We start from the raw sequence: 14,175 nt of genomic DNA on the forward strand, positions 1-14,175 counted from the left end.
GGAAATAACTCGCAGAGAAGCGGAGAGTTATTCTGGTTATTAACACCTTTTCTTTTTTGGCTACTTTTTTCTTTTGTCAACATCTCTGGTTTTTGTTTATAACTCATCAGGCTGCCTGGAAAATCTCTGCTGGAACCTGGTAAGCCAACGAACTATGCCGTCTTTGTTGATTGTAATAATGAAAGTATCGTTTCAGCCCCATATAGAGTTCGGGCCCCGTTTCATAGGCATTCAGATAAATATCTTCGTATTTCAGGCTGCGCCACAGTCTTTCAATAAAGATATTGTCCGTGGCACGGCCCCGTCCATCCATGCTGATGGTGATATTTTCACCTGTCAGAAAACCGGTGTACAACTCGCTGGTAAACTGGCTGCCCTGGTCTGAGTTGATTATTTCGGGCTTGCCATGTTGGCTGATAGCCTCTTTGACCGTCTCCAGTACCCATTCGGATTCCATCGTGTTGGACAGGGACCATCCAACCACAAAACGGCTAAAAAGGTCAATAATGGCCACCAGGTACAAATAGCCATGCCTGACCGGAACATACGTGATATCGATCCCCCAAACCTGGTTGGGCCGCTCAATGACAAGGCTGCGCAGCAAATAGGGATACTTCTTATGCTCTTTACATCCTTTTGAGGTATGCGGGCCCGGAACGATTGCCGACAAATCCATCAACCGGTATAACCTGGCTATCCGCTTATGATTGACCTGAAACCCCATATCCCGGACCAACCATTGGGTCATCGACGGAACTCCCATATAGGGATGTTTCAGGTAATGCTGATCGATCAGTTTCATCAATTCAAGGTTGAAGGCATCTTCTTGCTTTTCCTGTAAATTATAATAGTACCCGGAACGATGAATGCCCAGCAGTTCACACTGCCGCTTGATACTGAGCTTGTGGCGGGCCTTGTCAACAATCTTGCGCCGCTCTGCGGGACTGGCTTTCATGACAAGGCTTTCTTTAAAAAATCAATCTCTACCTTTTGCTGGCCAATCACCTCGTACAGCTTCTGCTTTTCCTTGTCTTCCGATTTGTCACCCTTGGTTGATCCTTCCGAAAAAACAACTGAGGATTTATTTAAAAACTCCCGCTTCCAGTTGGTGATCTGGTTGGGATGAAGATCATAACGCTTGGCCAGTTCCGCGATGCTTTCCCTTTCTTTCACGGCTTCGACGGCCACCTTGGCTTTAAATTCTGCTGTAAATTTCCTTCTGCTTTTCATAGACAACAATTTTAATAATTTCAAATTAATTCTGTTGTCCTAAATTTGGGGGTAATTATAGTACTCCTGTAAAGCGGGTGAGATGAAACTTCGTTTCTTTTTAATATTCAAAAGAAAACGAATCTTTACGGGAAGAATGTTAGAGACTGTTTTGAAATCATTGTCAAAATTTGTTAAGCATCAATCTTATCATTGATAATTGGACAAAGGCTGCACTTGTTTCGGTCAACCTTTCATAGTCTTTCGAGGTCCGTCGTTGAAATGAAATCCAGGCAAATGTTCTTTCAACAATCCATCTTTTAGGCAGGATTTTGAATTTGTGGGCTTCATTTCTTTTGACAATTTCGAGGGCCCAACCAAATTTTATCCTGGCTGTCTCTATTAATTCCCCCCGATAACCGCCATCGGCAAATATTTTTACGATCCCTTTTATGTATTTATTTTTAAGGATTTTAAATACAAGTTCTGCGGCCTTGCTGTCATGTGGCGTTGCTGAATGGACTACAATGGCCAGTAGTAAGCCAAGGGTATCAACAACAATGTGCCTTTTTCTGCCCTTAATCTTTTTGCCGCCATCATACCCAATCTCGTCTTGACAAACATTGACTGTTTTAACGGATTGACTGTCAATTATGCCAACAGATGGAACAGGGTTTCTGCCTTTTTGCACCCTGACCTTTTCGACAAGATAATCATGCAATTCCTCCAAAAGCCCGTTTAACTTCCACTGTCTGAAGTAATAATAAACTGTCTGCCATGGCGCAAAGTCGTTGGGGAGCATCCGCCATTGGCAACCGGATTTGGTTATGTACAAAATTGCATTCACAATTGATCGTAAACTATGTTTTCTTTTTCGCTCTTGTTCAAACAAATCTTTTATAACTTGCCACTGGTTATCGGTTAAATCACTTGGGTAAATTTTCATCGTACACTAATTTGTCGTTATTTTAGTGCAAAGAAAATCTAACCTGATATAGTTAGCTGATAACCAATTGTTTAATTATAAACACCTTGGTGTTAATTGCGCTATAATATTTTTTAAATTTAAAATCAAAACAGTCTCTTAAATTTGAATTTTAAAAATTCACAGCTTGGAAATCTATTTTGATCAGCCATATTCATTTTTTCTGATTATAGTCTGTGTCCTGACGGCAGCTCTGGTCGCATTTTTTCAATACCGGGAAAATTGGCAAAGGGAAGTATTTACTCCAGGACAGGTCAGAACCTTGTTTGTTTTAAGATTTCTGTCGGTGTTTATCCTGTGTGTACTGCTGCTTGGTCCTGCTGTCAGACGGATTAAACAAAGCAAAATAAAACCGGTACTGATCTTTGCTGCCGATAACTCCCAATCGCTGGCAAAACATCGCGACCAGTGCGAAGAGCTCATAAATCAAGCAAAAAAAACATTGAACGATTTTCAGATTGAATATTGGACTTTTGGAGAAAACGCAAAAATCAACCAGATACCTGATTTCTCAGAGCTCAGGTCTGACTACAGCGGGCTGATAAATTCGGTAGCTGACCATTACCTCACGTCAACAATCGGCGCTATGGTGATTTTGGGCGACGGATTATATAACAGCGGAAACGACCCGGTGTTCGAAAGCCGGTCGCTCCCCTTTCCGGTGTATACCCTGGGCGTTGGCGATACCACCTTGCGAACCGATGCCGCCATCCGAAAGGTCAATACAAACCAATCAGTATTTCTGAACAGTTATTTTCCGGTTGAAATTGATTTGGCTTTTAATAAAGCAGGAGGCCAACTTACGCATCTGACGGTATTGAAAAATGAGGTAAAAATCTATGAATCAACGATAACTATTTCAACAAATGAATATTTTCACCAGGAACGGATTAATTTGAAAGCCGAAAATGAAGGGATCAACCATTATTCGGTACTGATTGATCCGGTAGCCAGCGAAGAAAACACAGTCAACAACAGGTACGATTTTACGATACATGTTATCTCAGAGAAACAGAAAATTTTATTTTGGTCGCATGGCAGTCATCCCGATCTGGCGGCTATAATCAAAGCGATCGGGGAAATTGTGGCGTATGAGTGGGAACTAAAAACAGGTGATGACCCAGCCATCAGATTTGACGATTACAGCCTGGTCATCACACATCAGCTTCCGGATGGAAAAACTGCGAATAGCCCGTTGTTTAAGGAGTTGGTCGGCAGTCGCATTCCGGTGCTGTTTATAGGCAGTTCTGCAAACGCCATTGCCGGGCTGCATCAATTGCCGGGCGAAACTGAAATAAACACCACCGGAAGCTATGAAAATGCCATTCCCCTGCTGAATGTCAATTTCAGTTTATTTACTCTTGAAAAAGAACTAAAAGATGTTGTCTCGCTATGGCCGCCTCTCCTTACTCCGTTTGGAAATATAAAGCTGGATGGTAGCTTGCAAACACTTTTTTATCAACGTGTCCAATCGGTTGAAACGGTTTTCCCGCTGGTAGCTGCCGGACGTTTGCAAGGTAAAAAGCTTGGATTTATTTTAGGGGAGGGAATCTGGCGCTGGCGATTGTACAATTACCTGCAGAACGGATCTCATCAGTCATTTGATAATTTTGTAAAAAAACTTATTAATTACCTGATTTTAAGTCCCAATGAAGACAATTTTAACCTTTTTTACCAAAAAGAATACCAGGAAGACAACCGGGTTGTGATGCAGGCCGAATTTTTTAACGACAGCTACGAGGCCTATAATGAGCTGGATATTTCGCTTCAACTAAAATCGGATCAGGGGGTCGATTATTCGTTTATTTTTGACAAAACGAATGACCAGTACAAGTTGGATATGGGAAGCCTGCCCGCCGGAATCTATGTTTTTGAGGCTGTATTATATCATGGCGAACGGGAGTATCGGGAAGAAGGAAGTTTTCAGGTAACCAAGTTGCAGCTTGAATTTGCCCGGGCCCATGCTGATTTTCGTGTTTTATTCCAGATTGCGGCCAATACCGGTGGAAATTTTTATCCGGCATCCGGTTTTAACGAACTAAAAGATGAATTAAACAACAACGTACGGATGAAAGAACAAAAAGTCAGGCAACTCATTTTTCAGGAATTCATCTCATTGAAATGGTTGTTTTTTTTCGTTCTTTTGGCTTTAACTTTGGAATGGTTTTTGAAAAAACTATGGGGTTCATATTAAACTAAAAAATATGGCTACGATTCGGACTTACATCTCTTTAATTGGTGGCGTAATTGTCTTCTTCTTGTTGGGTGCCTGCGCGGTAAATTTAAAAACATTTACCATTGAAACGGCAACACCGTCCTCCGATTTGCTTCCTGATAAAATTGTCAGTTTAACACTGATGAACAGGTCGGTAACCAATGAATTTCAGAATTACGACAAGGATAGCCTGCAACGTTACTTTTACCGGAAAAAGTTTGATGTAAATGCAGTTGTTTTAGACAGTATGGCAGCCGACACCACCTTGAAAGTGCTGGCGGACTTATTATTTTCGTCGGGCCGCTACGATGTGGTTATTCCCGAAGACAGAAATTTTGCACGCAATCTGAAGTTCTACCAGTTATCGGAAGAACTTGACCGGGATGAAGTTCGCCGCATTTGCACTGAATTTAATACGGATGCCCTGCTGGTGATCGAACGTTATTACAACAAGTTGATAACGGATTATACCATCCACCCGCCTTTATTTGGATATGAGCAATTTGCCACAGCCGCTATTGACTCGAAATACGATGCAATCGTGAAAATTTATGAGGCTGAGTCGGGAAACGTTGTCCGCCAGGTGCTGGTGTCGGATACCATTTCATGGTTTGAGTCGGACACCGCCACCGAAAGGCTTTTCGCGAAGCTTCCGTCGGTGAAAGAATGCCTCATTCAAACAGGCATCCGGGTGGCGCTCGACCTTGATGCGAAATTATCTCCAAACTGGGTTAAGGAAAACCGGGCGTACTTCCTGTTAAATGATGATGCCGACAAAGTGAACGGTTTTATCAAAAACCAGGACTGGCAGGCGGCTTACGATTACTGGCTGGCTTATTCCAATCAGCCCAAATCTTCGATTAAATTCAGGGCAGAATACAACCTGGCTTTAGCCAGCGAGATGCTTGGATCTGTTGATGAAGCGATTGAGTGGGCAACAAAATCGTATTACACCAAATACCACAAGCAAACCGAAAACTACCTTTACCGGCTGAAAAAGAGAAAAGAAGTTCTTCAAAAATTTCAAAAAATCAACAATTAATCTTCTGCTTTATTTACGGTAATTGATTTCCGGTCTTTTCAATGCTCTCACAATCAGAAAAATTCCTCCCAAAACGAAGGGAATGCTTAACCATTGCCCCATATTCAAAGTCATGCCAGCCTCAAAGGCTTCCTGATCTTCTTTAATAAACTCGATGAAGAAACGGGATAAAAATACCATCACAAAGAATAGCCCGACAAGCAAACCTTCGCGTTTCCGAAGATTGGTTTTCCAATAAATAAAAAGCATCGCCCCATAGGTAACAAGATAAGAAAGCGCTTCGTAGAGTTGGGTCGGATGTTTGGGCACAGTTTCCCCGTTTCGTTCAAAAATAAATCCCCAGGGTAAGCTGGTTTCGACCCCGTAAATTTCGGAGTTCATCAGGTTTCCGGTCCTAATCAGGGCGGCAACCAGGGCGGTGGGCACCACAACCCGGTCGAGCACCCACAAAACAGAACGTTTGGATACTTTTTTGCTCCAGTAAATCAGGGCAATGAAAATACCCAACGCTCCCCCATGACTGGCCAGTCCGCCATGCCACACCTTTAATATTTCTGCCGGATGTTGCGAATAATAATCCCAGCCGTAGAAAATCACATGCCCCAGACGAGCGCCGATCACGGTGGCAACAATCAGGTAAATAAACAGGCTTTCGAGCCATTTCAGTTCGATTTTTTCAAATTTAAACATCCATTCTCCCTGGTAATAGCCAAAAAGGAAACCGGTAGCAAATAATAATCCGTACCACCTTACCGAAAGCGGTCCTAGATGAAAAATTTCGGGACTGACATTCCAATGGATAAACGCTAATAACTGATGCATGTGTGACTGGTTTATATTATTCTAATCCTTTTCCGTGACAACTTTTGTACTTTTTCCCGCTTCCGCACGGACATGGTTCGTTTCGTCCAACCTTCTTTTCAACACGAACCGGCTGAACTTTCTGCGGTTCCCGTGGCGCGGATTGCCTTCCGCCCGAAAGCTCGGATACTTCCGATTTTTGAGTCGAATATTTACTCATATCGGTACGTTTCGCGGCCTCTGCTTCGCGAACCTGGTTCGGATCGGAAATCGGAATATGACCTTTCATCAGGGTTGAGACAATATCCTTGTTCACCTTTTGGATCATCAGTTTAAATAAGTTGAACGACTCAAACTTATAAATCAACAGCGGATCTTTTTGCTCGTAAGCAGCATTCTGAACGGATTGTTTCAAATCGTCCATCTCCCGGAGCTGTTCTTTCCAGGCTTCATCAATAGTGAGCAGTACAATTTGCTTCTGGTACGATTTCACCAACTCTTTCCCTTTATTTTGGTAGGCTTTTTCGAGGTTGGTGACGATCTGGAATATCCGTTTACCGTCGGAGATCGGAACAACAATATTCTGGTACAAATGAGATTTGTGCTCATATACATCTTTGACAACCGGATAAGCTTGTTTTGAAATTGTTTCAACTTTACGGGTATAGGAGTCAATCATCACCTGGTAAATCCGGTCAATAATTTCTTCCGGTTTTAATCTCAGGAATTCATCCTGACGAACCGGAGATTCAATCGACATCAACCGCATCAGTTCGAGGTTGAAGTCTTCAAAATCGCCCCCGTAATATTCGTTGACCAGATTCTCGAGCGAATCGTACATCATGTTGAGCACATCAACTTCCAGGCGTTCGCCAAACAGGGCATGACGGCGTTTTTTGTAGATCACCTCGCGTTGCGAATTCATCACATCATCGTACTCGAGCAAACGTTTCCGGATTCCGAAATTGTTTTCTTCCACTTTTTTCTGAGCCCGTTCAATGGATTTTGTAATCATGGAATGCTGAATCACTTCCCCTTCATCCAATCCCAGGCGGTCCATAATACCGGTAATCCGGTCGGAATTGAAAAGGCGCATCAAATCGTCTTCTAACGACACAAAGAACTGCGAACTGCCCGGATCTCCCTGGCGGCCTGAACGGCCACGCAACTGGCGGTCAACGCGCCGGGAATCGTGCCTTTCTGTTCCGATAATGGCCAAACCGCCGGCCGCTTTCACTTCGGCAGAAAGTTTAATGTCGGTACCACGACCAGCCATGTTGGTAGCAATGGTCACCATTCCTTTTTTACCGGCATCGGCAACAATTTCGGCTTCACGCGCATGTAGTTTGGCATTCAGTACGTTATGTTTGATCCCACGGATTTTTAACATGCGACTGAGCAATTCCGAGATTTCAACAGAAGTTGTACCAACCAGCACCGGTCGCCCGGCCTCGTTCAGTTCAACAATCTCCTGGATGACAGCATTGTATTTTTCACGTTTGCTCTTATAAACCTTATCATTCCAGTCGTTCCTGACAATTGGTTTATTGGTCGGGATAACAACTACATCCAATTTATAGATATCCCAGAATTCTCCTGCTTCGGTTTCTGCAGTACCCGTCATCCCTGCCAGTTTGTGGTACATCCTGAAATAATTCTGCAGGGTAATGGTGGCAAATGTTTGGGTTGCAGCTTCCACTTTTACCCGTTCTTTCGCTTCAATTGCCTGGTGTAAGCCGTCTGAATACCGGCGTCCCTCCATAATACGGCCGGTTTGTTCATCAACAATTTTCACCTTATTGTCAATCACTACGTATTCCACGTCTTTTTCGAACATGGCATAAGCTTTCAGCAACTGGTTGATGGTATGTACGCGTTCTGATTTTACCGCGTAATTTTGAAGCAGGATATCTTTTTTCTCGATCTTCTCGCGGCTGTCCAAATCCGGGTTATTTTCAATCTCGGCAATCGACGAACCCACATCCGGCAAAATAAAGAACTCGGGATCAGCTACATCCGAAGAAATCAGGTCGATCCCTTGGTCGGTAAGCTCAACGGAATTCAATTTCTCATCGATTACAAAGAAAAGCGGATCGGTAACCACGTGCATGTTTTTGCTGTTGTCCTGCATGTAAAAATTTTCGGTTTTCTGCATGCTGGCTTTAATGCCTTCTTCGCTTAAAAACTTGATGAGCGCTTTGGTTTTAGGCAAGCCTTTGTGGGCGCGCAGTAACTGCATGGAGCCTTCTTCTTTTTCTTCTTTCGAAATATTTTCTTTGGACAACAAGCGTTTGGCATCGGTCAGGCATTGGGTGACATATTGGCGCTGAGCGGCGACCAGCTTCTCCACTTTAGGCATTAATTCTTCAAATTTCTGGTTCTCACCCTTGGGTACCGGACCGGAAATAATCAGTGGAGTACGGGCATCATCAACTAAAACGGAGTCAACCTCGTCAACGATGGCATAATGGTGTTTCCGCTGAACCAGGTCGCGCGGGTTGATGGCCATGTTGTCGCGCAGGTAATCAAAGCCGAACTCATTGTTGGTACCGTAGGTAATATCGGCAAGGTATGCTTTTCGGCGGGCATCCGAATTGGGTTGATGTTTATCAATACAATCAACACTAAGGCCGTGGAATTCGAAGATTGGCCCCATCCATTCCGAGTCACGTTTCGAGAGGTAATCGTTGACAGTTACCACATGCACACCTTTTCCGGTCAGGGCATTCAAAAATACAGGTAAGGTAGCAACAAGTGTTTTTCCTTCACCGGTAGCCATCTCGGCAATTTTTCCCGAGTGCAAAACGATCCCGCCAATCAACTGTACATCATAATGGACCATCTCCCAGGTGGTTTCGTTGCCGCCCGCAATCCATTTATTGTGCCAGACCGCCTTGCCGCCGTCAATCTGAACATGATCTTTAACAGCAGCCAGGTTGCGGTCGAAATCGGTTGCCTGAACAATGATTTTCTCATTTTCGGTAAAACGTTTTGCTGTTTCTTTTACCACCGAAAAGGCTGCCGGAAGTATCTCATTTAATACCTCTTCTGTTTTCTCATCAATCCGTTCTTCAAGCTTATCTATTTGCTGGTAGAGACTTTCGCTTTCCTGAATATCGGCTGATTCGGCCTGCAGTTTAAGCTCGGCAATCTGGTCTTCTTCCGGTTTAATCCATTCTTTTATTATTGTCCGCAACTTTTCTGATTCAGCCCGTAACTCATCATTCGAAAGTTGAGTGATCCTGGTGTATTCAACCCGGATCTTTTCCAGGATTGGGGTAACCTCTTTGATATCCCTGTCGGATTTTTTCCCGAGGAAGCTCCCTAACATCTTACTTATAAAAGCCATTATTTAATGATTTTCTGATTATTTACGTTGACGCACACAAAAGTAATTATATTGTATAAGTATGTTACCGGTCTGCCTTATTTTTTCAATAATAATCATGCCATACCAATCCATCCCAAAAATAGAGACAGAAAATCAGTTAAACGAATTTGAACTGACATAAAAGCATGACTTTTTTCATGACCGGACAAAAAATTGAAGAAATCGATATCTTTACCCGATTGAATTGATCATATGAACGACTTTATTTCAAACTGTTTTGTTTGCGGGAAAAAGACTGATTTGTCCAATTCAAGCCGTCATCCGGAAATTAATCTTCCGGTATGTACCTCATGCAAAGACACCGAGCAGGAAAGAAAAGCCGTGGCTGATTTAACAGAGGGATTAGCCGAAGGCTTTGTTTGCGGATGTATATAAAAAAACCGCTTTCGCGAAGAAAGCGGCTTCTGAATTGATACTGTTTAATTATAAAAATGCTAATTCAACAAATGTTGATAGCTGGGGTTAACCAGGCTGGGCAGATAAGCTGCAATATAATCCAGCGCAAGTTCGTTATTGAGTTGCGAGGTTGAGATGATACGCTGTTTGGCCAATTCGGAAGCATTAATGACCTGGCTGGTCATAACCTCGGGCATTTTCGATTCAGACATTTTCACGTTTCTGGCCCCGAATCCTTTGGCTGTACAATCATAGGCTACCTCGAAATGACTGCCGCGAACAATGTAAGTTTTACATTTTTTTGTCTGCTGGAGAGTAATGGTCAGAGGAGATCCGTTTTCATTATACGACAATACCCAGGCAGATTCGACGCCTGCCTGCAATTCCTGCTTGTCGACCGGAGTAAGCCGATAGTCGTCATACATACTCCCCCAGGAACCAGCGCTTGCCGAAAAAGCAACTACCATAAACACACACACTGCAACAAGTTTTGAAATTTTGTTTTTCATGACTTTGATTTTAAAATTAAGGTTCTGAATTCTGTTCATTGTTTCTTAGTTTGAGAGTCCGGAGAAGACACCGGTTTGCTGCTTTCTTTTTCCGAACAATCTGGAATCATTTACCTAATAGACAAAGAAGGGGCATAAACGTTACACTGAAGACGGTTCATTTCGATCAACGGGAATATTCGCCCGGCAAACGTGCCATTTTTACCGGTCAACACAAACGGATCAAATCTTTCTTCGCGAGGTAAAAATTGAATGAAAGTTTACGAGGAAGGCTAATACGGACCAGGCTGGTTGGTTACATGAATGCTTCCTCCAATCCGTACATTTTTTGAAACTTTATATTCCAGGAACATCGATACGCCCCGCATATTCATGTTCTTAAATTCAGGATGAAGCAGGGAGGGGTTAAATACAGAGTTAGCTGAATAACCAGTACCTCCGTATTTTAACCGATTGCCCAACGAATATTCAGCAAAATTGTGAATGGAAATCGCGCTGACGAAGGGATGAAAAGCAGGAAAAGTAGTTGACAGTGAAACTGTTTTGTATGATGGAAATGTACTGAAATCGAACATCAGCGATTGACTCAGATCAAACTTCTGTTGTAGCGCCGGAGGAGTTGGGGTTAATGGGCCAAAGGTTGACCCGGGGTTGAAATTATAGAGTTCCCGGTAATAGAAATCAATTTCAGCAGGATCTGTTTTATAAAAAACAGAATCAGATTGAGCATAACCGGCAATCGCCGCGAAAATAATCCCCAGTCCGATTACAATTGATTTCATTCGTATAAATTTTTCAAAGATAGCCTGTCAACAGGATTCAAAGATACGAAAAAGCCATGGCAAAACCCGGTTTCTGTTAGCGGAATCTGATTTTGCACATGGCTATTTTATGAGTTAACTGCTTTTAGAACAGTTTAAAACCAAGGGTTACCAAAAAGGTTTTGATTTTTTCATCACTTGACCCGGAATAAATGTCACCAAAGCTGTTCTCCATCCTGACATCAAGCGAAAGGAACATAAAATCGACTCCGGCGCCATACTGCCATCCAAAAATATTATCCTTGAAATTTTTCGGATCAAAAGAGCTTCCGTTATTAACATCTTTACTTGTAAAGAAAGAGAATACCGGTCCTGTGTTCAACCGGGCATTGAACGCGCCAACATCAACAATTTTGTATCCCAACAGGATCGGAACATCAATTGCTTTCAAATCAAAAGAATTGGTTCCTTCCACGTTTTTCAGATCACCGCCTTTCGAATTAAAGTAGGCTTCAGGTTGCAGATAGAATTTACCTGCATTCACTCGTAAAAACATACCTGCAACAAAATTATTGATGTTTTTTTCATCATAATCATCCAGGTTGGTTGTCAGCTTTGAGCTGTTTAAACCGGCCTTAATCCCCAAGTTAACAGGAGATTGGGCATTTGATGCCTGGAAAATAATACAAAGCGTAAATACGAATACTACTAACTTTTTCATGGCTATAATTTTAAATGATATACATGATAATAACGTCATTCCCGGCGAAGTATTGCTCATGCTCCGTCATCAGGCACGAGATCTCAGATCAGGTCACAGGCGTCAGCCGGCATCCAATGTTTGTCTTTTCCCTCCCACTTTACATTGCAACCTATCGGGTTCGTAACCGGAATGCTGATTTGTTTTCCTGAAGTCAGTTCGGATAGGGCCCGGTCCAAATCGTTAACCGTAATTTTTGACGCATCTCTCGGGTTATCAACTCCCCGGCCGGTATATACAAGTTTTCTGTTTTCATCGAAAACGTAAAAATGCGGCGTGCGGAGCGCTCCGTATGCCAGGGCTGCTTCCTGGCTTTCGTCTCTCAGGTAAACCCACGGAAATTGATGTTCCTCCATTCGTTTTACCATATGCGTGTAATCGTCTTCCTGATAGGTATTCGCGCTGTTTGAATTAATCGCTGCAAATTCAACTCCGAGGGGCTTAAACTTAACTGCCGTTTGCCGGGTAATCTCATCGCTTCCGATCACATAAGGGCAGTGATTGCACGAAAAGAAAATAACCAGGTACTTTGAGCGCTTAAAATCTGCCAGGGTGTAACTTTTTCCATCTGTTGCCTGTAAATTAAAATCGATAGCTTCAGATCCGATATTTAATGTAAATCCCATAATGATTGAATTTTATCGTTCATTAATTTATAACAAAGCAAAAGCAGACAAGTTGACGATGCCTTATCGCGGATGCATAAGACAATGAAAAAGGCAACTTTAACGTTAACAGGGAAGAACAGGACTAACAAGCTGTCAGCAAGTAGTTAGCAGAAAAAAAATACATGGAGGTATTGGAAAAACAAAAAAAAATCAAGTAGTTTACGAAATCATTAAATACTCATTGTTCTAATTTATAAAGTATTGAATTTAAAGTTAATAGTCTTACGGAAATGAAATCGAACAAGCACTCAAAAAAGAATATTAGACATTCTGAGGTTGAGAGAAATGACGTTGACAACAAATTTAGCAAAGCTGTAAAAAGAGACAAAAGTACTAAAAAGAGATTATCGATTTATGATGAGTTTGATGAAGAAGAATCATTTGACGATCCCGACTATGAACCGGATGATGATTCGGACTACGAAGAAGAGGAATACTGATGTTTACCTACCCTGTCTTTAAAAAATCTTCAACCAATCGGATTATTCACAACATTTTGAGGTTTATTCTCCAGATAAGCCTCAAAATTTGATATCGCCACATGCATTAATCGTTGGCGGGCTTCGTAACTGGCCCAGGCGATGTGAGGTGTGATGAAGCAGTTTTTTGCTTTTAACAAAGGATTGTTTGCCTGCGCCGGTTCAACCGACAAAACGTCCAAACCGGCTGCCGCAATTGTTCCGTTATTTAAGGCATCGGCTAATTCCTGTTCATTGATCAATGGTCCTCGTCCGGTATTGATCAGGATTGCTGATGATTTCATTCGACCAAGATTTTCCCTGTTGATAAAACCTCTGTTGTCATCGGTAAGCGGACAATTGATGCTGATGATATCCGATTGACTCAGCAAGTCCGTCAATTCAACCTGCTGATAGTCAGCCGGAATATTTGTTTTTACCGACCGGTTTTGGAAGAGAATGTTCATTCCAAATGCTTTTCCCAATAAAGCAACCCGTTGCCCGATTTGTCCAAAGCCAATGATTCCAAGCGTTTTACCGGTCAACTCTGTTTGTGGGGTCAGCCAAAATGAAAAATCAATGCTGTTTGCCCAGGCTCCGTTTCTAACCCGGTCAGCATGCAGCCCCACCTGGTTGGTAATGTGCAGAATATGGGCAAAAACCAGTTGGGCCACCGAATCGGTGCTGTAAGCCGGAATATTGGTCACATAAATTCCGGCCTGGCTGGCAGCATCCAGATCGACCACATTGTAACCGGTTGCCAGCACGCCAAGATATTTCAGATCGGGCAAAGCCGAAATCAACTCCCGGTCCATGATCACTTTATTGGTAAAAGCGGCATGAACACCCTTCAGCCTCGCCAATCGCTCCTCAGGAAGCGTCCGGTCGTACACGGTCAGTTCGCCCAACGAGGCCAATACGTCCCAGCTAAGGTCGCCGGGATTCAGGGTATATCCATCCAAAACAACAATCTTCATGAA

General features: G+C 42.8%; 13 protein-coding genes. 3 read left to right on the top strand and 10 right to left on the bottom strand.

What is annotated here, in order from left to right; genetic code table 11:
- Positions 1-106: 106 nt before the first annotated feature.
- The 3 genes from ACOIT5_RS18530 to ACOIT5_RS18540 all read right to left on the bottom strand — a co-directional run bounded on the left by ACOIT5_RS18530 (position 107) and on the right by ACOIT5_RS18540 (position 2,155).
- Positions 107-955 carry an IS3 family transposase gene (locus ACOIT5_RS18530; RefSeq protein WP_423126433.1) on the bottom strand — a complete coding sequence of 283 codons (849 nt, stop codon included), beginning with the start codon at positions 953-955 and terminating at the stop codon, positions 107-109.
- Positions 952-1,230 carry a transposase gene (locus ACOIT5_RS18535; protein WP_423126434.1) on the bottom strand — a complete coding sequence of 93 codons (279 nt, stop codon included), beginning with the start codon at positions 1,228-1,230 and terminating at the stop codon, positions 952-954. The genes ACOIT5_RS18530 and ACOIT5_RS18535 overlap by 4 nt, the downstream gene beginning before the upstream one ends.
- 163 nt (positions 1,231-1,393) lie before the next feature.
- Positions 1,394-2,155, bottom strand: a complete 762-nt coding sequence (locus ACOIT5_RS18540) for an IS5 family transposase (RefSeq protein ID WP_423126326.1) — start codon at positions 2,153-2,155, stop codon at positions 1,394-1,396.
- 166 nt (positions 2,156-2,321) lie between these two features.
- Between ACOIT5_RS18540 and ACOIT5_RS18545 the strand changes: the two genes are divergently transcribed.
- Together ACOIT5_RS18545 and ACOIT5_RS18550 are read left to right on the top strand one after the other, a co-directional pair.
- On the top strand, positions 2,322-4,388 hold the full coding sequence (locus ACOIT5_RS18545; protein WP_423127657.1) for a hypothetical protein: 2,067 nt from the start codon (positions 2,322-2,324) through the stop codon (positions 4,386-4,388).
- A gap of 10 nt (positions 4,389-4,398) precedes the next feature.
- Positions 4,399-5,451 (top strand): DUF6340 family protein, encoded by a 1,053-nt coding sequence (locus tag ACOIT5_RS18550; protein WP_423127658.1) that lies wholly within the window; start codon positions 4,399-4,401, stop codon positions 5,449-5,451.
- Between the two features lie 9 nt (positions 5,452-5,460).
- Here the strand turns inward: ACOIT5_RS18550 and lgt are convergent, their stop codons facing one another.
- From lgt to ACOIT5_RS18580, 6 genes are all read right to left on the bottom strand, one after another.
- Positions 5,461-6,273 (bottom strand): prolipoprotein diacylglyceryl transferase, encoded by an 813-nt coding sequence (gene lgt / locus ACOIT5_RS18555; RefSeq protein ID WP_423127659.1) that lies wholly within the window; start codon positions 6,271-6,273, stop codon positions 5,461-5,463.
- 16 nt (positions 6,274-6,289) lie between these two features.
- Positions 6,290-9,601: a preprotein translocase subunit SecA gene (gene secA / locus ACOIT5_RS18560; protein ID WP_423127660.1), complete on the bottom strand. Its 3,312-nt coding sequence runs from the start codon at positions 9,599-9,601 to the stop codon at positions 6,290-6,292.
- Between the two features lie 476 nt (positions 9,602-10,077).
- Complete coding sequence (locus ACOIT5_RS18565; RefSeq protein ID WP_423127661.1) at positions 10,078-10,548, bottom strand: hypothetical protein; 471 nt, start codon at positions 10,546-10,548, stop codon at positions 10,078-10,080.
- A 272-nt stretch (positions 10,549-10,820) separates the two neighbouring features.
- Positions 10,821-11,330, bottom strand: a complete 510-nt coding sequence (locus ACOIT5_RS18570; RefSeq protein WP_423127662.1) for a hypothetical protein — start codon at positions 11,328-11,330, stop codon at positions 10,821-10,823.
- Positions 11,331-11,454: 124 nt separating this feature from the next.
- The gene (locus ACOIT5_RS18575; RefSeq protein WP_423127663.1) at positions 11,455-12,030 is read right to left on the bottom strand and encodes a porin family protein; all 576 of its coding nucleotides are present in this window, start codon (positions 12,028-12,030) and stop codon (positions 11,455-11,457) included.
- An 83-nt stretch (positions 12,031-12,113) separates the two neighbouring features.
- Positions 12,114-12,695, bottom strand: coding sequence for a thioredoxin family protein (locus ACOIT5_RS18580; protein WP_423127664.1), 582 nt, complete (start codon positions 12,693-12,695; stop codon positions 12,114-12,116).
- Positions 12,696-12,967: 272 nt separating this feature from the next.
- Here ACOIT5_RS18580 and ACOIT5_RS18585 point away from each other — a divergent pair, with 272 nt between their 5' ends.
- On the top strand, positions 12,968-13,177 hold the full coding sequence (locus ACOIT5_RS18585; RefSeq protein WP_423127665.1) for a hypothetical protein: 210 nt from the start codon (positions 12,968-12,970) through the stop codon (positions 13,175-13,177).
- Positions 13,178-13,206: 29 nt separating this feature from the next.
- Here the strand turns inward: ACOIT5_RS18585 and ACOIT5_RS18590 are convergent, their stop codons facing one another.
- Positions 13,207-14,172 carry a D-2-hydroxyacid dehydrogenase gene (locus tag ACOIT5_RS18590; protein ID WP_423127666.1) on the bottom strand — a complete coding sequence of 322 codons (966 nt, stop codon included), beginning with the start codon at positions 14,170-14,172 and terminating at the stop codon, positions 13,207-13,209.
- Positions 14,173-14,175 lie beyond the last annotated feature (3 nt).

It is taken from the genome of Gaoshiqia hydrogeniformans (genome assembly GCF_049347105.1).
In the GTDB taxonomy this organism is placed as follows: Bacteria; Bacteroidota; Bacteroidia; order Bacteroidales; family Prolixibacteraceae; genus Gaoshiqia; species Gaoshiqia hydrogeniformans.